Annotated in this window: 13 protein-coding genes; 6 read left to right on the forward strand and 7 right to left on the reverse strand. The window is 72.6% G+C overall.

Annotation, left to right across the window (positions count from 1 at the left end):
- Positions 1 to 33 precede the first annotated feature (33 nt).
- The 4 genes from ABD987_RS30975 to ABD987_RS30990 form a co-directional block, all read right to left on the reverse strand.
- Positions 34 to 2,799: an ATP-binding protein gene (locus ABD987_RS30975; RefSeq protein WP_345401943.1), complete on the reverse strand. Its 2,766-nt coding sequence runs from the start codon at positions 2,797 to 2,799 to the stop codon at positions 34 to 36.
- The gene (locus ABD987_RS30980; protein WP_345401946.1) at positions 2,796 to 4,577 is read right to left on the reverse strand and encodes an HSP90 family protein; all 1,782 of its coding nucleotides are present in this window, start codon (positions 4,575 to 4,577) and stop codon (positions 2,796 to 2,798) included. Before ABD987_RS30980 ends, ABD987_RS30975 begins: the two co-directional genes overlap by 4 nt.
- Before the next feature lie 208 nt (positions 4,578 to 4,785).
- On the reverse strand, positions 4,786 to 8,823 hold the full coding sequence (locus ABD987_RS30985) for an nSTAND1 domain-containing NTPase (RefSeq protein WP_345401949.1): 4,038 nt from the start codon (positions 8,821 to 8,823) through the stop codon (positions 4,786 to 4,788).
- A 135-nt stretch (positions 8,824 to 8,958) separates the two neighbouring features.
- Positions 8,959 to 9,483 carry a DUF2165 domain-containing protein gene (locus ABD987_RS30990; protein WP_345401952.1) on the reverse strand — a complete coding sequence of 175 codons (525 nt, stop codon included), beginning with the start codon at positions 9,481 to 9,483 and terminating at the stop codon, positions 8,959 to 8,961.
- A gap of 768 nt (positions 9,484 to 10,251) precedes the next feature.
- Here ABD987_RS30990 and ileS point away from each other — a divergent pair.
- The 6 genes from ileS (at position 10,252) to ABD987_RS31020 (ending at position 18,135) form a co-directional block, all read left to right on the forward strand.
- Positions 10,252 to 13,422 (forward strand): isoleucine--tRNA ligase, encoded by a 3,171-nt coding sequence (gene ileS, locus ABD987_RS30995; protein ID WP_345401955.1) that lies wholly within the window; start codon positions 10,252 to 10,254, stop codon positions 13,420 to 13,422.
- A gap of 81 nt (positions 13,423 to 13,503) precedes the next feature.
- The gene (locus tag ABD987_RS31000; protein ID WP_345401958.1) at positions 13,504 to 14,154 is read left to right on the forward strand and encodes a sensor histidine kinase; all 651 of its coding nucleotides are present in this window, start codon (positions 13,504 to 13,506) and stop codon (positions 14,152 to 14,154) included.
- Positions 14,154 to 14,813, forward strand: a complete 660-nt coding sequence (locus ABD987_RS31005) for a response regulator transcription factor (RefSeq protein ID WP_345401961.1) — start codon at positions 14,154 to 14,156, stop codon at positions 14,811 to 14,813. The genes ABD987_RS31000 and ABD987_RS31005 overlap by 1 nt, the downstream gene beginning before the upstream one ends.
- A 55-nt stretch (positions 14,814 to 14,868) precedes the next feature.
- Positions 14,869 to 16,038 (forward strand): pentapeptide repeat-containing protein, encoded by a 1,170-nt coding sequence (locus ABD987_RS31010; RefSeq protein ID WP_345401964.1) that lies wholly within the window; start codon positions 14,869 to 14,871, stop codon positions 16,036 to 16,038.
- A 35-nt stretch (positions 16,039 to 16,073) separates the two neighbouring features.
- Positions 16,074 to 16,445: a hypothetical protein gene (locus tag ABD987_RS31015; RefSeq protein ID WP_345401967.1), complete on the forward strand. Its 372-nt coding sequence runs from the start codon at positions 16,074 to 16,076 to the stop codon at positions 16,443 to 16,445.
- A gap of 94 nt (positions 16,446 to 16,539) precedes the next feature.
- Positions 16,540 to 18,135 (forward strand): penicillin-binding transpeptidase domain-containing protein, encoded by a 1,596-nt coding sequence (locus ABD987_RS31020; protein ID WP_345401970.1) that lies wholly within the window; start codon positions 16,540 to 16,542, stop codon positions 18,133 to 18,135.
- 26 nt (positions 18,136 to 18,161) lie between these two features.
- Here ABD987_RS31020 and ABD987_RS31025 read toward each other — a convergent pair whose 3' ends face one another.
- The 3 genes from ABD987_RS31025 to ABD987_RS31035 all read right to left on the reverse strand — a co-directional run bounded on the left by ABD987_RS31025 (position 18,162) and on the right by ABD987_RS31035 (position 21,443).
- Positions 18,162 to 18,848, reverse strand: a complete 687-nt coding sequence (locus tag ABD987_RS31025) for a FadR/GntR family transcriptional regulator (RefSeq protein ID WP_345401973.1) — start codon at positions 18,846 to 18,848, stop codon at positions 18,162 to 18,164.
- Positions 18,849 to 18,909: 61 nt separating this feature from the next.
- A complete protein-coding gene (locus ABD987_RS31030) occupies positions 18,910 to 20,085 on the reverse strand; it encodes an MFS transporter (protein WP_345401976.1) in 1,176 nt (391 codons plus the stop codon).
- On the reverse strand, positions 20,082 to 21,443 hold the full coding sequence (locus ABD987_RS31035; protein ID WP_345401979.1) for an amidase: 1,362 nt from the start codon (positions 21,441 to 21,443) through the stop codon (positions 20,082 to 20,084). Before ABD987_RS31035 ends, ABD987_RS31030 begins: the two co-directional genes overlap by 4 nt.
- Between the last annotated feature and the right edge of the window lie 58 nt (positions 21,444 to 21,501).

The raw sequence follows: 21,501 nt of genomic DNA on the forward strand, positions 1-21,501 counted from the left end.
CCGCCGCGGTGCTGTGGGTGGCCGCCCTCGGGGTCACTCTGGTGACGGTTCCCGCCCGGTGAGCTCGGCGAGCAGTGCTTCGAGGTCCTCCCGCTGACGCTCCGCCTCCGGTGGGAGACCCGCGAGCGCGGTTTCCACCGCCTCCCGCGCTTCCGCCGTCCGGCCGAGCTCGCCGAGCAGACGCCCGCGAAGGGCGTCGGCGAAGGCGGCTTCGGTGACCGCGCCGATGCCGCGCAACAGCCCGGCGGCGGTGGCCGCCCGCTCCAGCGCGTCCTCCGGTCGGCCGCGGTTCGCCAGCAGGCGGGCGCCGTGGTAGCCGACCATCGCCCGCTCCCACCGGACGTGCGGTTCGTCGCCTTCGAGCGCGGCCGCGGCCCGTTCGGCGTCCGCGAGCACCGCGACCGCCCGGTCCGTTTCCCCTGCCCACAACCACGACAGGGCCGCGCAGCGGAGGGCGCGCACGGTGTCGAGGGGGAGGTCTCCCGCGCGGAAGTGGTCCGCGGCGCGGGCGTAGTGCTCGGCGGCCTCGGCGTCGTGGTCGAGTTCGTCGAGGACGTCCGCGGCGGTTTCGGTGGCCTGCCCGGCCGCGGGCGGGTTCCCGGTGGCCACGAAGTGCGCGATCACCGGTTCCAGCAGCACGCGGGCCTGCTCCCGCTGCCCGAGCGCGCGGTGGGCCCCGGCCAGCAGGTACCGCGCCCTGGCCAGTTCGTCCTCGTCGCCGACGCGTTCCAGGACGTCGATCGCGTCCTCGGCCGCGTCCGCGACCTCCTCCGGACGGCCGAGCCGGTCGCACGCGGCCGCCAGTTCCAGCCGGGCGTAGGCGGCGCCGGTCGGGTTCTCCGCGGTGGTCAGGTCGGCGATCGTGGCGCGGTAGTGCTCCACCGCGTCGGCGGTCCGGTCGAGGTCGGCGGCGAGCCTGCCGCGCGTGAACCGCGCCTGGGCACGCAGTTCCGGGCCGGTGGCGGCTTCGGCCTCCGCCGCGAGGGTGTAGGCGTCCTCCAGGTCGCCGAGCGCGGCGCTCATCCGCGCCGCGGCGAGCGCCGCCCGCGCGGCGTGGTCGGGTGAGCGGGCCTCGGTGAACCGCGCCGCCCCGCGCTTCGCGAGTTCTCTTGCCGCACCGAGGTTTTCGGGGTCGATCCGGGCGAGGAGATCGGCCCGCTGCACCAGGATCCGCGCGGTCAGCTCGGCGGAGCCCACCGCGGCAACGGCGTCCTCTGCCCGGTCGAGGGCGCCGAGCGCGGCCTCGGTGTCGCCGGAGCCGAGGAGGCCCAGCGACAACCGCAGCAGCGATCGGGCGTACTGGTCCTGGTCACCGAGCGCGGCGAGCGCGTCCACCGCGGCACTGAGCGCGGCCAGGCCCGCGTCGTTGTCCCCGGCCCGGCAGCGGGCGATCCCGGCCCTGCTCGAAGCGGCGTGCCGGGCGACTTCGTCACCCGCGTCCGCGAACAGGTCGGCCGCGCGCAGCAGGGCGCGTTCGGCGGCTTCGGCGTCCTCGTCCACGATCATGGCCGCCGCCCCGGACAGCCGCCGTGCCAGCAGGACGCCGTCCGGTTCCGGGCACACCGCGTCGAATTCGGCCCATACGGCCGGGGCGACGCCGTCGTCGAGCAGGTAGTGCTCTTCGGCGAGTTCGGCCAGCTCCGCCGGAGTGTCCGGAAAGGACGGTCCGGCGGGCAGCGGCTCCGGGGTCGCGGCGGGGGTCGGCACCGGCCCGGACAGCGGGAGGTGCTCGACGAGCGGTTCGGCGGCCAGTACCGAACGGATCCGGTCGCCCTGCTCGCGCGTCCCGTTGCGGGCGTCGAAGCGGGCCACGATGTCCAGCGCGCGTTCGGAAAGCTCTTCGTGCAGCGCCTTGACGGAGATCTCGCCGCCGGCCCGGCGCACCGGCGCGTCGCCGTGCCCGGAGTCGGCGACCAGCCGCAGGTTCAGCGCCGCGGTGGCGCAGAACTCCATCTCGGTGTGCGGGCTGGACACCTCGGCGAGCCAGCCGAGGTGCCGTTCGACCAGTTCCAGCCCGCGGACGTGGTTTCCGGTGAGCGCGCAGAACTCGAGGTGGTCGCTGACGTCGCCCAGCTGTGTCGGATCGTGCCGGATCGCGCGGTAGGCCGCCCGGTGCGCCCGCGCCGCCTCCGCCGTCCGTCCGGTGTGGACATACGGGAGCAGCAGCGAGGTCAGGATGGTGTGCGGCTGCTCGACACAGGTGAAGACACCGTCCAGCACTGGTTCGGCGATCGCGATGGCCTCCTCGAACCGGCCGTAGCGGCTCAGGTGCCAGACCTTGCCGCTCGGTTCGCAGCCGACGCAGTCCGACATCTCGCCCCGGGGCGCGGCACACCAGAGCCGGTACTGCTCGGCGGCCTTCTCGTGCTCGCCGACGTGCCGGGCGACGAGTTCCCGGTGCTGGTGCACCGGGTTCATCGTGTGCCCGGCGACGCGGTAGCGGCGCTCCATGTCGTCGAGCACCGCGTACGTGCGCTCCAGCGGCATCTCCGGGAACCGGGTCATGGAACTGACCAGGAACTTGAAGGCCCAGTAGAGATGGTCGTCCCAGCGCGGATCGGCTTCGCCGCGGTCGTACACCTGGAGGCACCAGGAAAACGGCACGAACGCCTTGGCGGGCTCACCGCCCTGCTGGTAGGCGCTGATGAGGAAGATCCGCGTGGCGTAACGCAGTTCCAGCGAGCCCTCGCCCTCGGCGGTCCGGAGCACACCCTCCAGCGCGGTGATCTGGCCCTTGCCCCTGGGCAGCCGCTGCGCGGACCACAGCTGGTCCCACAGGGCTTCGTCGGTGGTGGTCATCGTTGCTCCGAAGCGGGGAGGGCGTGGTCGAGCAGGCCGAGGAACGAGCGGTTCAGCAGGGCGGAGTCCGCGGGCCGGATCGGGTGGTGGCCCAGCAGCAGCGCCTGGCCGTAGAGCGATTCGACGGCGAGCGCGGTCAGATCCGCGTCCCGGAGCCGGGAAACCCGCTGTACCAAGGGATTCCGGTAGTTGAGCACGAGCTGCGGGCGATCCTGCTCCGGTTTTTCGAAGGCCGACAACACCCCGGCCCACAGATCGTCCACTTTGTCCTTGGTCGCGCGCAGCTCGCCGGCGAACGCGGCGGCGCGGTCGACGAGGTAGAGCACCGGCAGGGACGCGGGCTCGAACTCGCGCAGCACGACCTCGCAGCCGAGCCGGTCGACACAACGCTGTGCCGCCGCGACGAACGGCCGGGTGGCCAGCGCGGTCGCGGAGTCGAGCTCGGCGAAGACGGTGGCGATGTCGCTCGGGTCGAGCCGTTCGACGAGCAGGTCCGGTTCGAGCGCGCGCACGCGCTCGACGAGTTCGCTGTCGTAGGTGTACCCGCCGTTGATCACCGGCACGTCCTGCGCGGCCGCGACACCGGCCAGCTGGCCGAACTCCTCGGCGGTCGCGCAGTAGCGCAGCACGCCGTACCGCGCGCGGAACTCGGCGAGCGTCATGCGGCCGACGTTCGTCTCCAGTGGCCACCACTCGTCGACCAGCCGCAGCATCTCGTCGTCGTGCAGCGCGAGTGCCTTGACCCCGAGGTGGTGGACGGCGAGGAAGCGGTTCAGCCGCTCGGGGCTGGTGCCGGCGAGCCCGACGAGCCAGCCGCGCAGCCGGTCGCCGAGCGCTTCGCGGGTGACCGCGAGCTGTTCGTCGTCGTAGAGCGCTTCCCGGCTCGCGGTGGGCCGCAGCTCGCCGGTGTCCACGACGCAGCGGGCGAAGAAGGCCCAGTCCGGCAGCAGGCCCGGCGCGTTCTCCGCGAGCAGCATCCGCTTGAGGTACACGCGGTGCCCGGCGTGTTCGGCGGGGTTCGCCGGGAACGGCAGCACGTAGGCGACACCGGTGAGCCCGGCTTCGGGGACATCGAGCTCGACGACGTCGAACGGGGTGAAGCCGAGGACTTCCTGCGCGTAGCCGACGAGGTCCGCGGCGCGGTGCCCGGCGGAGCGGTCGTCGGCCCGCCACGGGGTGCCGGTGCCGCTGATCGCCTTGCCGTTCACGGTGATCTCGAACGGCAGCATCGAGCCGTACAGCGCCGCGAGGTCGGTGACGGTCTCCGGGACGAACCACTGTTCCGCGCCGGGCCGCGCGGTGAGGGTGACGGTGGTGCCCGCCGCGTCCCGTTCGCCGGGGCCGATGGCGTAGGTGCCGTCGGCGCGGCCGGTCCAGGTGACCGCGGGACCGCCGCCGGCGGAGCGGGTGACGACACGGGCCTCGTCGGCGACCAGGAAGGTGGACAGCAGCCCGATCCCGAACTGGCCGAGGAACTCGTGCCGTCCGTATCCGAGTTCGTCCCGTTTGGAACTGCGGCCGATGGTCGCGAGCAGCTCGTGCACCTGTGCCTCGGACAGGCCGATCCCGGTGTCGGTGATCCGCAGTGTCCCGCCATCGGCACTGTGGACGTCGATCGCGATGCCGGCGGGCGCCGACGGGTCCGCCGCGCGCCGCGCCGTCACGGCGTCGACGGCGTTCTGGAGCAGCTCCCGCACATAGACGCGCGGACTGGAATAGAGGTGCTGGCTCAGCAGGTCGACGACCCCGCGAAGGTCTACCTGAAAACTACGGCTCACCGTGAATGTTCCCCCAAGGTGTGGTGTGACGTCGGCTCGGCGTGGCCTCGGCACGCCGGAGACGGAGCACATCGGCGTCATCGTATCGAGAACGGGCCGTTCCTCGTCACCGAGTTTCGCGGTTTCGGGCGCCGATGTGCGCGCCACGCGTCCCGGTGGACCGTCCACAACGGACCTCGGCGCGGGAACCGGCGTCCGGGCGGCGTGCTCAGCCGCAGGGGGACAGCGGGGAGATCTGCGGGAGGTGCTGCTGCCACTGCTCCGGGGTCAGCACGCCGTGGGTGGCACCGCAGACGCGTGCGGCGGCGTGGTCGGCGTTCAGGTCCCAGCTCCGGGTCGTCCCGTCGGCCTGGCCGGTGAGCAGTGTCCGGCTCGCCGGGCCGAACCGGACGGCGTAGCCGACGTCGGCGTCGGTGTCCAGCGTGCCGAGTGACCGGGGCCGGGCCGGGTCGGTGACGTCCCACAGCCGCACGGCGCTGGTGCCGCTGCTGGTGGCCAGCGTCCGGCCGTCGGCGCTGAACACCGCGGAGAACACGGCCTTGGAGTAGCCGGTCAGCGGTGTGCCGAGCGGCCGGGGCCGGGCCGGATCGGCCACGTCCCACAGTGCCACGGTGTGATCGTCGCTGCCCGAGGCGAGCACCTTGCCGTCGGGGCTGAAGGCGATCGACCGGATCGGCGCGCTGTGCCGGGTGAACGGCTCGCCGAGCGGCTTCGCCCGCGCGGGGTCGGTGACGTCCCAGAGCTGGACGGCGCTGGTGCCGCTGCTCGTGGCGAGCAGCCCGCCGTCGGGACGGAACACCGTGGAGTTGACGTAGGACGGATGCGCCGTCAGCCGCGGCCCCGCCGGCTCGGGCCGGGCGGGGTCGGCGGTGTTCCACAGCCGGACGGACTCGTCGTCGTCGCCCGCGGCCAGCGTCCGGCCGTCCGGGGCGAACACCGCCACGCTGCCGTACCGCGCGGCCGTCTCCCTCGGCGGCCCGAGCGGCCGGGGCCGGGCCGGGTCGGTGACGTTCCAGAACCGGAGGGTGTTGTCGTCGCTCGCGGTGGCCAGTGTCCCGCCGTCGGGGCTGAACGTGGTCGAGATGACCGGCGCGGTGTGGCCGGTCAGCGGTGGCCCGGTGGCCACCGGGCGCTTCGGGTCGGCGAGGTCCCACAGCCGGACGGTGCGGTCGGTGGACCCGGTCGCCAGCAGCCGCCCGTCCGGGCGCGTGGCGACGGTGGTCACCGGCCCGGCGTGCCCGTCCAGCGCGGTCTCCGGGAGCGACCACAGCTGGGTCACCCCGTTCTCGTTGCCGGTCGAGAGGGACCGGCCGTCGGGCGAGAACGCGACGGTGAAGGTGTTGCCGTTGTTGCCGTTGAGCGGTTTCCCGACGGCGACGGGCTTGGCGGGGTCGGCCAGGTTCCAGAGCCGGACCGTGCTGTCGCCCGCCGAGGCGAGCACGCGGCCGTCCGGGCTGAACTCCGCCTGCCAGATCCCGCCGGTGTGCCCGGTGATCGGCTGGCCGATCGGGGCGGGGCGGGCCGGGTCGGCGACGTTCCACAGCCGCAGCGTCCGGTCGTCGCTGGCGGTGGCGAGGGTGCGCCCGTCCGGGGCGAACACGACCCAGTGGACGGTGTCGGTGTGTCCGGTGAGGGGTTCGCCGAGCGGGGTGGGCTTGGCGGGGTCGGTGACGTTCCAGAGCCGGACGGTGTGGTCGTTGCCCGCCGACGCGAGGGTCCGGCCGTCCGGGCCGAACGCCACCGTGCGGACCCGCTCGGTGTGTCCGGTGAGGGGTTCGCCGAGCGGGGTGGGCTTGGCGGGGTCGGCGATGTTCCAGAGCCGGACGGTGTGGTCGTCGTCGGCGGTCGCGAGGGTCCGGCCGTCCGGGGCGATCGCGACGCAGTAGATCGTGCCGCCGGTCGAGGTCGCGCGGCCGAGCGGGGTGGGCTTGGCGGGGTCGGCGATGTTCCAGAGCCGGAGGGTGTGGTCGTCGCCCGCGGTCACCAGCGTCCGGCCGTCGGGGGTGAACACCGCCGAGGTGACCCAGCTGGTGTGGTCGGTGATCGGGGCGCCGAGGGGTTTCGGGGCGCCGCGGTCGCGCAGGTCCCACAGCCGGACCTCGCCGTCGTAGCCCGCGGTGGCGAGCACGGTGCCGTCCGGGCTGAAGGAGGTCTCGTACACCGAGCCGCGGTGGCCCGGCAACGGCGTCGCGAGCGGGATCTGCTGGGTGGACAGCAGTTTCGCGGTGACGGACTGGTCCTCGGGACGCAGCCGGTGGGCCACCAGTGTCAGCCGCGCGGACAGCGAAGGGTCGGTGTCGGCCAGGCGGTCCGCCTCCGCGACGACCTGGCGGAACTCCGCGTCGTCCCGCTGGCGCAGCGCCACGATCGCGGTCGAGGCCGCGATGAGCGCGAACACCGCCACCAGCGCGACGCCGGCCCGGCGGCCCCAGCTGCTGCGCCTGCGGTGCCGTTCCGAGGTCGCCAGGAACTCCCGCGCCGCGCCGGTCAGATGGGCGGGGCGGGCGGCGGCCGCGTGCCGCGCGGTCTCCAGGCGCGCGCCGCGGTAGAGCGCGGAGGCGTCGCGGCCCTGGTCCTGCCAGGCGGCCGCGTCCTCGTCGAGCCGCTGCCGGACGAGGTTGCCCGCCCGGTCCTGATCGATCCAGTCGCGGAGCCGGGGCCACGCCTGCAGCAGCGCCTCGTGGGTGATCTCGGCCGACTCGGCGTCCAGGGTCACCAGCCGCTCCGCGGCCAGTACCTCCAGCGCCTCCTCGGCCGTCGCGGCGTCGTCGGTGAACTCGACCAGTTCCTCTTTGGTGGAGCGGCGGCGGGTGTCGCGCATGTCGTCGCCGATCCGCACCAGCCGGAGCAGCATCGCGTGGGCGACCGACTGGCCGGTGCCGTCGAGCTGGGCCCAGGCGCGTTCGGCGGTGGCCGCCACCGCGCCCTGGATCCCGCCCGCGGCGCGGTATCCCGCGATCGTCAGCTTCCCGGCCTGACGGCGTTGCCAGGTCGCCAGCAGCGCGTGCGACAGCAGGGGCAGGGCGCCCGCGTCGTAGGCGGCGCGGCCGGTGTCGGACGCGCCGCGGGCGCCGGTCGTGGCCAGATCACGCAGTACCAGGTCCACCAGACCGGCTTCGAGCTGCAGCCCGACCGCCTTCGCCGGCCCGGTCACCGCCTCCCGGACTTCGCCTGCCGTCATCGCGCCGAGCGTGGCCTGGCGCTCCTGTAGCGCCTCGGCGAGTTCGGGGAAGTCGAGGCACGGGCCGTAGAAGTCGGCGCGCAGCCCGCAGATCGCCACCGCCGGGGCGGTGCCGCCGGGGTGCGGGGGAGTACAGGCCGCGTGGACGGTGCGGATGAACGCCGAGCGCTGCGTCTCGTTCGCGCACAGGGTGAAGGTCTCCTCGAACTGGTCCACCACCAGGACCAGCCGGGCGTCCCGGCCCGCCTCGCGTTCCGCGCACGCGGCGAACGCCGCGCGGACCCGGTCGTCGAACCCGTCGTCCGCCGGCCCGCCGGGGACGTTCCCGTCCTCGCCGTCGTGGGACGCCGCGCCCACCTCCTCCGCGAGGTCGGCGAGTTCCGGGACGCGGGCCACCAGCTCCTTCATCGGGTTGTCCCGCGGGGTCAGCACCACCGAGGGCCAGCGGGCCGAGCCGTCCGCCTGGAGCGTCCCCCTGGCCAGCGCCGGGATCAGTCCCGCGCGCAGCAGCGAGGACTTCCCGGCGCCGGACGCGCCGACCAGCATGACGACGCCACCGGTCTCGGCGGCCGATTCCAGCCGTTTGACCAGCGCGGCCGTGCTGCGGGTCCGGCCGAAGAACCAGCCCGCGTCCGCCTGGGTGAACGCCGCGAGGCCCTGGTAGGGACACACCCCGTCGCCGACGGGCGGCGCGTCGTCGGCGGGGTGCTCGTCGGAGGTCCCGGAGGGGGCGGCGAGAGCGCTTTCCCACAGGGTCTGCCAGGCGGCCAGGTCGTAGAGGCTCTCCAGCGGCGGGTACGGCCGCGCCTTGCGCGCCTGGCCGATGAGCACCTCCAGCACCGCGGCGAGCGCGGCGAACCGGGCCGGGACGTTGCGGCCCCGCCGCCAGTCACTGACCCGCTGCGGGGTGACCCGGAGCGGCCTGCCCCGCTTGTCGGCCAGGTTCTTCCGGTTGACCGACTCCGCCACCCGCTTCAGCGGCGGGTCGCCGGCTTCGGCGTAGAGCAGTGCGAAGCGTTCCGCGAAGACTCCTCGCGGGCCCAGGACCGGGCCGGTCGTGCGCATACACCGGTACCTTCCTCCCCCAGGTACCACCCGGCGCGCGTTCGCGCCGGAACCTCGTCCCGCGGCCCCGGCGTCGCCTCCGGCGTGGACAAGGATGCCGAGGCTATCAGCGCGGGGCGCGCGGTGTCCGGCGGTTCACGGTGCCGCCGGGACGGGCTCCTCCGGCGCGCGGCGCTCCGGCAGGTGGGCCAGTACGAGGCCCACCGCGGCGATGACGGTGTTCTGGAAGGCGGGCTGGAGGCCGTTCCACTTGCCCGACTGCCACATCTGGAACCATTCGCCGCCGATCACCAGGAACCCGCAGGCGAACAGCAGGACCTGCATGAGCCAGCCGATCCTGGCCAGCCGCAGCGCGGTGCCGGTGGTCCGTTTCCGCAGCCAGGCGACGAATCCGGCGGCGAGGACCAGCGCGGTCAGCGTTTCCCAGGCGATGATCGCGACGTAGGCGGTGGTGACCGCGCCGGGGCTGGTGACCGCGCGCCACATCGTGTGCGGCGACCGGAATGTGGTGTCCATCGCGAGCACGTGTTCCACGAATTCCTTGTTCGTGCCGAAGTCGGTGATGTTCCCGAAAGCCACCAGGCCGATGTACAGAGCGGTTATTCCGGTGAGTGCGGTGAGGACCGCGCGCAGGCTGGAGAGTCCACGGAGCAGAGGCATGGACGGACCATACTGGAATTCACCCGATCCGGGGAAGCGGTGTCGCGCCCGCTTTCAATCGGGTGAACGAATTGGGGGCGGCGCGGCGCGGGCCGGGTCTCCGGCGGGCGTCCGGAGGGGCGCGAAATCCGGACCGGAAAATTCTGATCTCGCCGCTGACCAGCGGTGACGTGCTGAGCGCTGTGACGACGTCACGGAGTGTGCCGCAGTCGGTGCCAGGGTTGTCCCGGGTGGGGACGACGGTGTCGTGGACGAAGGTTGACGTGGTGCGGCCGCCGGTCGAAACTGGAAACACCAGGACCGCCGGTGCGATCGGATTCCCTCGTTCGGTTGGTTCCGGTGAAAGGGAAGCATCGGGTGACCACCTTTCTCGCGGAAATGTGGGAAATGGGCTTTCCCGGTGCTGCCGCGGTGGTGGGCACGAAATGTCGAGGGGGCATTTCGTGCCCCTTCTCGTGCCCGTCGCGGCCGCCGCGCCGCCGGGGTCCGCGCAAAGGCGGTTGCGCCCCCGGGCTAACCTGGACTCAGCAGGGTGTCGATCCGGCCATCACCGGGGAGCCTCCGGAAGAACGGGGCGCCGAGCGCGCTCCCAGTAGAACCGGACGGGTGCGGCCCGTCACAGCCGTGTAACGAGTGGCCCGGGAGCGGTGTGCCGGGCAAGCGGGGTGGTACCGCGGAACGCGCCGGGAACGGCGGCGTCTCGTCCCCGTGTGGACGATCGGTCCGTGCCGGTCGTCCGTACGCGAGCGACGACCCGAGGAGCACCCGATGTACCCCCAGGCCCAGCTGGACGGCGAGCGCGGCGTCCCGTCCCAGCCGTCCTTCCCGGCGCTGGAGAAGCAGGTCCTCGCCTACTGGGAGACCGACCGGACGTTCCAGGCCACGATCGACGCCCGTGAAGCCGGGGAACACGGCGAGAACGAGTACGTCTTCTACGACGGCCCGCCCTTCGCCAATGGCCTGCCGCACTACGGCCACCTGCTCACCGGGTACGTCAAGGACCTCGTCCCGCGCTACCAGACGATGAAGGGCCGCCGGGTCGAGCGGCGGTTCGGCTGGGACACCCACGGCCTGCCCGCGGAGCTCGAGGCGATGCGCCAGCTCGGCATCACCGAGACCACCCAGATCGAGGAGATGGGGATCGCGCGGTTCAACGAGGCTTCGCGCGCCTCGGTGCTGCGCTACACCGCCGAGTGGCGCGACTACGTCACCCGGCAGGCGCGCTGGGTGGACTTCGACAACGACTACAAGACGCTCGACGTCACCTACATGGAGTCGGTGCTCTGGGCGTTCAAGCGGTTGTGGGACAAGGGTCTCGTCTACGAGGGCTACCGGGTCCTGCCCTACTGCTGGCGGGACGCGACGCCGCTGTCCAACCACGAGCTGGGCATGGACGCCGACGTCTACCGCAACCGCCAGGACCCGGCCGTCACGGTCGGGTTCCGCGTCGAGGGCAACGACAACGAGCTCGACGGCACCTACCTGCTGATCTGGACCACCACGCCGTGGACGCTGCCGGCCAACCTGGCCACCGCGGTGCACCCGGACGTGGAGTACGTCGTGGTGGAGAGCGAGGGCAAGCGGTTTCTGCTCGCCGAGGCGCGCGTGGCCGCGTACGCCCGCGAACTCGGCGAGGAACCGGCTGTCGTCGCGCACTACACCGGCGCGGAACTGCTCGGAACCCGTTACGCACCACCGTTCCCGTACTTCGTCGGCACGGAGAACGCGCACCGGGTGCTGTCCGCCGACTACGTCACCACCGAGGACGGCACCGGTGTCGTGCACATCGCGCCGGCTTACGGCGCCGAGGACAAGGTGGTCACCGACGCGGCCGAGATCACCCCGGTGACGCCGGTCGACGCGCACGGCAGGTTCGACGCCACCGTGCCGGACTACGAAGGCCAGCAGGTGTTCGACGCGAACCCGAACATCGTGCGGGACCTCAAGAACGGCACCGGCGGCGCGGAGCGCCAGGGCGCGGTACTGCTGCGGCACGAGACCTACGACCACTCCTACCCGCACTGCTGGCGCTGCCGGAACCCGCTGATCTACCGCGCGGTGTCGTCGTGGTTCGTCGCGGTGACGCAGTTCAAGGACCGGATGGTCGAGCTGAACCAGCAGATCACCTGGTACCCGGAGAACGTCAAGGACGGCCAGTTCGGGAAGTGGCTGGAGAACGCCATCGACTGGTCGATCTCCCGCAACCGGTACTGGGGCACGCCGATCCCGGTGTGGCGCTCGGACGACCCGGCCTACCCCCGGATCGACGTCTACGGTTCGCTCGACGAGCTGGAGGCCGACTTCGGGGTGCGGCTGGACAACCTGCACCGGCCCCACATCGACGAGCTGACCCGGCCGAACCCGGACGACCCGACCGGCCGCTCGACCATGCGCCGGGTGCCGGACGTACTCGACGTGTGGTTCGACTCGGGTTCGATGCCCTACGCGCAGGTGCATTACCCGTTCGAGAACGCCGAGTGGTTCGAGCACCACTACCCGAGCGACTTCATCGTCGAGTACATCGGTCAGACCCGCGGCTGGTTCTACCTGCTGCACGTGCTGGCCACCGCGCTGTTCGACCGGCCGGCGTTCCGGACGTGTGTCTCGCACGGCATCGTGCTCGGCTCGGACGGGCAGAAGATGTCGAAGTCGCTGCGGAACTACCCGGACGTCAACGAGGTCTTCGAGCGGGACGGCTCGGACGCCATGCGCTGGTACCTGATGGCGAGCCCGATCCTGCGCGGCGGCAACCTGGTCGTCACCGACAAGGGCATCCGCGACGCGGTGCGCCAGGCGGTGCTGCCGCTGTGGAACTCGTACTACTTCCTCGCGCTCTACGCGAACGCCGAGGGCGTGGACGGGCGGTGGCGCACGGATTCGCCGCACGTGCTCGACCGGTACGTCCTGGCGAAGACGCACGAACTGGTCACCGACGTCGAGTACGCGATGGACCACTACGACGTCGCGGGCGCCTGTTCGACCGTGCGTGAGTTCCTCGAAGTGCTCACCAACTGGTACGTGCGGCGCTCGCGCGACCGGTTCTGGGCGGGGGAGCGCGACGCGATCGACACCCTGCACACCGTGCTGGAGGTGACCTCGCGGGTGGTGGCGCCGCTGCTGCCGCTGACCGCGGAGGTGGTGTGGCGCGGGCTGACCGGCGGCCGTTCGGTGCACCTGACCGACTGGCCGAACGCGCTCGACCTGCCTGCCGACGCGGCGCTGGTGACGGCGATGGACCGGGTCCGGCAGGTCGCGTCCTCGGCGCTGTCGCTGCGCAAGGCGAACAAGCTGCGCGTGCGGCTGCCGCTGGCGAAACTGACGGTGGCGCTGGGCGAGGACGCCGGGGTCGAGGCGCTCCGCCCGTTCACCGACATCCTGCGGGACGAGGTGAACGTCAAGGGGGTCGAGCTGACCACCGACGTCGCCGCGCACGGCGCGTTCGAGGTCGCGGTCAACGCGCGGGCCGCCGGTCCGCGGCTGGGCAAGGACGTCCAGAAGGTGATCAAGGCCGTCAAGGCCGGCGACTGGAGCACGACGCCGGAGGGTGCCGTGGTGGCCGCCGGGATCGAGCTCGTCGAGGGTGAGTACGACCGGCGGCTGGTGGCCAGGGGCGGCGGCGCGGCGGCGGAGCTGCCCGGCGGGTCCGGGCTGGTGCTGCTCGACACCGAGGTCACCCCGGCGCTGGCCGCCGAGGGCGTGGCGCGCGACCTCGTCCGCGTCGTCCAGCAGGCCCGCCGCGACGCGGGTCTCGACGTGGCCGACCGGATCGCGCTGGTCGTGGACGCGCCGGACGAGGTCACCGCGGCGGCCCGCGAGCACGAGGAGTTCCTCGCCGCGGAGACCCTCGCGGTGAAGGTGTCCTACGGCGCGGTGAGCGAGGGGTCCACCGGCGCGGTGGGCGACGGGGTGAAGGTGACCGTCGCGGTCGCGAAGGCCTGACCTCCCGGCGAGGGCCGGATGATGAAGATGTCCTCATCTTCGTCTCATCCGGCCTTCGCCGAGGCCCGCGAGAGTCGGGGCATGCGTCGGATTTCTCGTATCGCGGTGTTCGTGGGGATCATCCGCGGGCACCTGGAGGTGATGGGCGACGATCCGGCCGAGCGCGCCGAGGTCGTCCGGTTGTGTACCGACGAACTCGACCGGATGGCGAGGATCGTCGACGACCTGCTGCTGCTCGCGAAGGCCGAACAACCGGATTTCCTGCGCCCGGAACGGGTTTCGGTGCCGGAGCTGACCAGCGACGTCGACGCCAAGGCCCGTGCGATCGCCGATCGGCGGTGGACACTGGAATCGGTCGGGGAGGGCGACGCGGTGCTCGACCCGCAACGGGCGACCCAGGCGGTACTGCAACTGGCGCAGAACGCGGTGCAGCAGACGGGGGCGGGCGCGCTCATCCGCGTCGGCTCCTCGGTGGCGGGCGATACGGTGTCGTTCTGGGTCGCCGACACCGGCCCTGGCGTGCCGGCCGGGCACGCCGAGCGGATCTTCGAACGGTTCGTCCGCGGCGAGGCGGGCGAGCGGAGCGGGGCCGGTCTCGGCCTGGCCATCGGGAAGGCGATCGCCGAGGCGCACCACGGCCGTGCCTGGTTCCGCTCGGCGCCGGGCGTGGGCGCGACCTTCGGTGTCGCGCTGCCGGTGGGAGCCGTCGAGGACCAGTCGGAGGTGACGTGATGGGGCGGATCCTGATCGCGGAGGATGAGCAGCGGATAGCCTCGTTCGTCGAAAAGGGGTTACGTGCCAACGGTTTCGCCACCACCGTCGTGGGGGACGGGGACGCCGCGCTCGCCACCGCGATCGTCGGCGGGTTCGATCTGGTGATCCTCGATCTGGGACTGCCGCTGCGGGACGGGTTCGCGGTGTTGCACTCGATGCGCGCGGCGAAGATCGAGACGCCGGTGATCATCCTGACCGCGCGGGACTCGGTGCGGGACACCGTCGCCGGGCTGGAGGGCGGCGCCGACGACTACATGACCAAGCCGTTCCGGTTCGAGGAACTGCTGGCCAGGGTCCGGCTGCGGTTGCGGACCGGGGAGGCCAGGCCCGAGGCCGGGGTGCTGCGGCACGGGTCGCTGTCGCTGGACCTGCGGACCCGCCGCGCCTCGCTCCCGGAGTCCACTGTGGACCTGACGGCGCGCGAGTTCGCGCTGCTGGAGCTGTTCCTGCGGCATCCGGGCCAGGTGCTGGCGCGGGAGCAGATCCTCGCGCACGTGTGGGGGTACGACTTCGACCCGGGATCCAATGTGGTCGACGTGTACGTCCGTACCCTGCGCCGCAAGCTCGGCCAGTCGCGGATCGAGACGGTGCGGGGCATGGGCTACCGCCTGAGCTGACCCCGTCCGCCGATCCGGGCTGTCGCCGAGCCGCCGTGCACGCGATCATCGAGGGATGACCGACGATTCCGCGCAGCCCCGGTCCGTACCCGGCGGCACGGCACGGCCGCCGTTGCCGCGGTGGACGGTGCCGGTGGCCGCGGTGGTGGTGCTGCTGACCACCATCGTGGTGCTCGTCCTGCTGTGGCGGTGGGTCGACGGCCTGGCACTGGCCGACGCGGAGAAGAAGGCGACCGCGCACCTGGACGCGGTGAAGATCGCGGCGTCGATCGCGGTGGGCGGCGGCGGGGTGTTCGCGCTGTACCTGGCGGCGCGGCGGCAGCGGACCCAGGAGTTCGAGTTGGCGGCCCGGTACGCCGAACTCGCCCAGCGCGACCGGGTCCAGGCCCACACCGAGCGGGTGGCGGAGACCAACCGGCTGCACGCCGAACGGGTCGCCGTCGACGCCCGGTTCGACGCCGAAGCCCGTCGGATCACCGAGCTGTACATCAAGGCCAGTGAACAACTCGGATCGGACAAGGCGCCGGTGCGGCTGGCCGGGCTCTACGCGCTGGAACGCCTCGCACAGGACAACGAGGGGCAACGGCCGACCGTCGTCAACGTCCTGTGCGCCTACCTGCGGATGCCGTATCCCCAGCCCGGCGACCCACCCGCCGACGACGCCGGCGAGACGGCCCTGGCCCGCTACGGCGACCGTGTGCAGGAACGCGAGGTCCGGCTCACCGCGCTGGGCATTCTCGAAAGCCACCTCCGTCCCGGCACCGATCCGGACCGGCCGGTCGGCACCTTCTGGCCCGACACCGATCTCGACCTCACCGGTGCCGTGCTCGTCGACCTCAACCTGAGCCACTGCCGGGTCCGGACCGTCCGGTTCGGCGGGGCGACGCTGACCGGGGAGACGTGGTGCGTCCAGGCGGCGTTCACCGGGGCCGCCTGGTTCGACGGGACGACGTTCGCCGGGAAGGCCCGGTTCGACGGGGCGAGGTTCACCGGGCGCGTCTGGTTCGAAGGGGCGGCGTTCGCCGGGGAAACCTCGTTCGACGGCGCGACGTTCACGACGGAGCCCAGGTTCACGGGCGCGGTGGCCGCCCATCCGGCGCCGGAAGGCACGGCCTGGCCGTCGGGGTGGCGTCCCGCCGCCGGATACGCGGCCGTCGAGGGAAGGGAAGGCACCTGGCACCGCGTCCTCCGGACGGAGCCCGAGCCCAGTGGCCCTTCCGTGTGACGATCCGATGTGTACCGAAGCGTTCGCCCGGTGAGATGAACACCCTGGTCCTGATCGGCACGGCGGTCGCGGTCCCGGCCACGTCCGTACGCGCCGCGCTCGCGTTGCCGGTGTTCGTGGCGCTGGCGAAAACCCTTGCCGGGCACCGGACACTCGTCCGCGCGCCGGCCCTGCCGTTCCCGGCGGTGACCGGTGCGGGCGCGCATGTGCTCACGAGCCGGGCGCCGACGGCGGCCACACCGGCCTGGACTCCGCGCTCGCGGGGACGATCGGCCGGGGGCGCGGGACATCTACGGCACGGGGGATCGAGGCGTTCGCGGGTCCTGCGGCTCGTGCTGGTCGGCGCCGCGCTGTCGGTTGATCACGAAAAGGATTCGGGTAGGTCGCTTTCCCACCGGGAACCGTGACCGGGTGGTCGACCATGGGCAGGCTTGGCGATCGTGCGCGGGGGTCGCGCCGACGGGGGGAGGGGGAGAAGTGGGTCCTGCCGGGAGACGGAATGTGCTGATCGGTGGCGCGGTCGGGGTGGTCGCGATCGTCACCGCCGCGGTGGTGGTCCTGACCAGTGGGGGCACGCCGCCCGTCGGGGAGGCGGCGGCGCCGCGGGGGCCGGTGGATCCCGCGGCGGTGGTGACGGAGTACCTGCGGGATCTCGCCGAGACGAACACCGACGCCGCGGGCGGGCTGACCGACGATCCGGCGGCGGCCGCGGTGGCGCTGCGGGACGCGCGCAACGCGCTGCTGCCGGTCAAGGTCACGGGGACGTTGAGCAGGGTCGACCCGGTGCCCGCGAGCGCGGCGCGGGCCGGTGGCGGCTTCGCGGTGTCCTGGACGTTGCGGCCGGGCAAGGTCTGGACCTACGACGTCCCGTTCGAGCTGGTGAAGACGGCGGCGGGCTGGCGGGTGCACTGGACGCCCACGCTGCTGCACCCGAAGCTCGAACCGGGTGAGCGGCTCGTCGTCGGCACCGACGGCGGGGACCGGCCCGCGGTGGTCGACCGGGACGGCAAGTCGCTGGTGCTGGCGGGACCGGCGGGGGCCAGGCCGGCCGGGGACGGCTCGGCTCCGTTGCTGCAGAACGCGTTCGCCTCGCAGGCCACGACGGCGAAGTCGGATGGGTTCGCGGTGCGGCGGGTCGACGCGTCGGGGAAGAATCTCGAGACGTTGTACGGCCAGGACGAGGGCAAGGACGGCAAACCGCTCACCGCGTCGCTGAGCCTCGCGATGCAGGGCGCCGCACAGTCCGCTGTGGACGGTTACCGGGGCAAGGCGGTCATGGTCGTGCTCCAGCCCTCCAGCGGTGATCTGCTCGCGGTGGCGCAGAACGCGGCGGCGGGTACCGAGCCCAAGGCGTTCAGCGGGCTGTACGCGCCGGGCTCGACGTTCAAGATCGCGACGGCCACCGCGGCGCTCGAACAGGGGCTCGCGACCGCCGACACGGCGGTGCCGTGCCCGGGCAGCGACCAGATCGGCACCCGGACGATCCCCAACGAGAACCATTTCGACAAGGGCACGATCACGCTGCGCCAGGCGTTCGCGTTCTCGTGCAACACGACGTTCGGGCGGCTGGCTTCGCGGCTGCCCGCGGACGGTCTCGTCAAGGCCGCCGACCAGTACGGGCTCAACGCCGACTTCGACATCCCCGGCCTGCCGACCGAAGCGGGGAAGGTGGAGCCGGCGAGCGGCAACGACCGGCTGGTCGAGGACGGCATCGGCCAGGGTGATGTGCAGGTCAGCCCGTTCGGCGCGGCGCTTATGGCCGCGACGGTGGCCTCGGGCAAGGCCGTGACACCGCGGCTGTGGCACGGGCTGGACACCACGGTCGCCAAGCCGTACTCGCCGCCGCCCGCCGCGGTGCTGGGCGCGGTGCGGTCGATGATGCGGGAGGTGGTCACCACGGGCACCGGGAAGGCCGCCGCCGGGGCCGGGCCGGTGTACGGCAAGTCCGGCACCGCGGAGTTCGGTGCCGACGGCCAGGCCAACGGCTGGTTCGTCGGCTATCGGGGCGACGTCGCGTTCGCGGTGCTGCTGGAGGGCGCCAACGACTCGGACCCGGCGGTCTCCCTCGCCGCGAAGTTCCTCACCGCCATCCACTGACCGGCCCACGGCCGGCAGGGCAGGCGTCAGGGGGCGGGCTCGCGGAGCTGGGACAAGGTGTGCTCGACGTTGCGGCGGGTCGCCTGCGCGGCGGCGCCCGCATCGCCGGCTTCGATCGCCGCGACGAGGTCGTGGTGGGCCTGGTGGATCTCGTCCGCGCGTTCCCGGGGGGTGTCCAGGGTGACGACGTTGGCGGCCACCGCGCGGATGGCGTCCAGGAAGGAGTCGAACACATCGGTCAGCACCGGGTTGTGCGACGCCGCCACGACCGCTCGATGCAGCGCGATGTCGGCGTCGACCAGCGCGGACGGGGAACCGGCCCGATCGCGGGCGGCCAGCGCCGCCCGCAGCGCACTGACGTCGTCGGCGGTGCGGCGGGTCGCGGCGAGCCTGCCGGCCTCGACCTCCAGCGCCACGCGGACCTCGTACACGTCGATCACCGCGGCCCTGCGCAGCTTACGGTCCAAATCGGACAGTGGGGTCGTGGAGGCCACGTAGGTGCCCGAGCCCTGATGGGAGTGCAGTTGCCCGGCGGAGATCAGGGCGCGGACGGCCTCCCTCGCGGTGGACCGTCCGACCCCCAGCATCCTGCTCAGCTCGATCTCGTTGGGCAGCTTGCTGCCGACCGGCCATTCGCCCTCGCCGATCAGCCGGCGCAGTTCCGCTGTCGCCGCGTCGACCAGTGAGGTTCGGCGAACCGCCCGGACCGTCATTTCGTGTTCCTCTCCTCACCGGGCGCGCGGTCGATCGCGCGAGGGCCGCCCGGGCAAACTATCAGGTCACCAGCTCCTCAGATGGCTTCTCCGGCGCCGGGACGCGGTCGCGCAGCCGCACGCCGAACACCACGGCGACGGCGAACACCGCGAGCACGACCCCGAGCGTGAACCGCAGGCCCTGGTCGTCGGCCAGCCAGCCGAACAACGGCGAGCTCAGCCCGCCGACCGACATCGCGAGGCCGAGTGTCAGCCCGCTGGCGGTACCGGGACGGCTGGGCAGGTAGTCCTGGGCGAGCGTCACCTGGTTGGCGAACGGCAGGAACATGGCCAGCCCGAACAGCACCGCGCTCAGCTCGAGCGCGGGGTAGCTGGGCGCGAACACGATCCCCGCCAGTGCCGGAACGCCCAGCAGATAGCCGGTCCGGATCGGCACCATGCGGCCGTGCCGGTCACCCAGCCAGCCACCCAGCACGGTGCCTGCGGCGCCGGCGAGCGTGAACGAGGTCAGCGTGACCGCCGCGGACGCGGTGGAGGCGTGCAGTTCGCCGACCACGTACAACGACAGCAGCGAACTGACTGTCACATAAGGGATCGACCAGCCGACGGTGGCGGCCACCAGCCTGCCGAAGGCCCGCCAGTCGTCCTGGACGTCCACAGTGGACTCGGTGGCCGTGTTCCCGTCGCGGACCAGCGCGCGGGCGTTGCGGTGATTGAGCAGCCACAGCACCGCCATCACCACCGCGGGGACGGCCAGCAGGTAACTTCCCGACAGGCCGAGCGATCCGACGACCGCGGTGACCAGTGCGGGGGCGAGCGAGCTGCCCAGTGTGCCGCCCACCGAGAACAGGCTCATCGCCTTCTGGGACCTGCCGCCCGCCGCGCGAGCCTGGTTCGTGGCGGGCGGGTGGTAGGCGGCCACCCCGATTCCCGCCACGGCGACGCAGATCCAGGTGAGCAGGTAGCCGTCCGCGAAACCGGCGCCGGCGATCCCGGCGGCGGCCACGAGAAAGCCCACGGGCGCCAGCCAGCCGCGGTGGGCCCGGTCCACGATCATGCCGAACACCGGCTGCACCACACTGGACAAACCCGTCGCGGCCAGTGCGATCCCGGACACGGCCGCGTAACTGTAGTGTCGTTCGCTCATCATGAACGGCAGCAACGCCGGCACCGAACCCTGGTACAGGTCGTTGACGACATGGGTACCGGTCAGGAAACCCAGTTGGACCTTTCTCATGACTGGGCCCGCTCCAGCTGTGCCGCGACGGAAACGAGGGTCGTCTCGGCGCCGTGGCGCCCGGTGAGCTGCACACCGGTCGGCAGGCCGCCGGGAGTCCGCCGCGCGGGAACCGACATCGACGGCTGGCCGGTGATGTTCGCCAGCGGTGTGAGCGGGTGGAACTCCAGCATGTTCTCGAAGGTCCGCGAGGGATCGACGTCGGCGAGGGCGCCCACCAGCGGCGGGAGCTTGGCCAGGGTGGAGCTGACGACCACGTCGAACCGGTCGTAGCGGCCGGCGATCCGGCGCGCGGTGGCCTGCATCGACATCAGCGTGGACAGGAAGGTCACCGCGTCGTAGCCACGGGCCTTCTCGCGCAGCCACCGGGTCAGCGGGAGCAGTTCCCGCTCCCGCTCGGCGGGGACCGGCGCCGCCCCGGCGAGCAGCGACCACACGATCGTGAACTCCGCGCGGTAGTCGTCGGGGCCTGCCGAGGGGGCGTCCTCGACGTGATGGCCCAGTTCGGCGAGCAGTTCGGCGGTGTCGTCACAGGCCTGACGGCACCACGGGTCGTCGGTCGCCGGGCCCCGGATCACGCCGATCCGCAGCGGGTCCGGCGTGCTCATGGCGCTGTTCAGGAAGTGCCCCGCCGGAGCCGGTGGCAACCGGTGGGCGTCGCCGGGCCGTCCGGTGCTCATGACGTCCAGCAGCAGCGCGGCGTCCGCGACGGTGCGCGCGAGCGGTCCGGCGGTCACCAGGCCCGCCGGGTCCGCCCCGGGGGTCGGGCTCACCCGTCCCCTGCTCGGCTTGATCCCCACCAGTCCGCAACACGCGGCCGGGATGCGGATCGAACCGCCACCGTCGCTGCCCTGCGCCGCCGGGGCCAGCCCGGCCGCCACCGAGGCGGCGGCCCCGCCGCTGGACCCACCGGCGGTGCGGGTGAGGTCGTGCGGATTGCGGGCCGGGCCGAACACCGTCTCGGTGTAGGAGGAGAGCCCGAACTCGGGCGCGTTGGTCTTGCCCAGCACCACCATGCCCGCCCGCCGCAGCTGTTCCACGACCGCCGCGTCCACCTCGGCGACCCGGTCGGCGAAGACCTGCGAGCCCGAGGTGTACCGCAGGCCCGCGACCGGCCAGGTGTCCTTCACCGAGATCGGCACGCCGCACAGCACCGGCGGTTCTCCCGTACCGGACCGCACCAGCGCTTCCGCCTCGCGGGCAGCGGCCAGCGCGCCCTCGTGGTCCACGGTGAGGTAGGCGCCCACCTTGTCGTTGTCGCGGTCGATCCGGCGCAGGTACTCCTCGGTCAGCTCCACCGGGGACACCTCGCGTGCCCGCACCGCCGCGGCCTGCTCCACGAGTGTCAGGTCTGTCATGTCAACTCCTCATGTCATCTGAGGACTTGAACGGTAACGAGCCGCCCGGAGTTAGGCA

Origin of the sequence: Amycolatopsis samaneae, assembly GCF_039541975.1 — a bacterium.
Taxonomy (GTDB): domain Bacteria; phylum Actinomycetota; class Actinomycetes; order Mycobacteriales; family Pseudonocardiaceae; genus Amycolatopsis; species Amycolatopsis samaneae.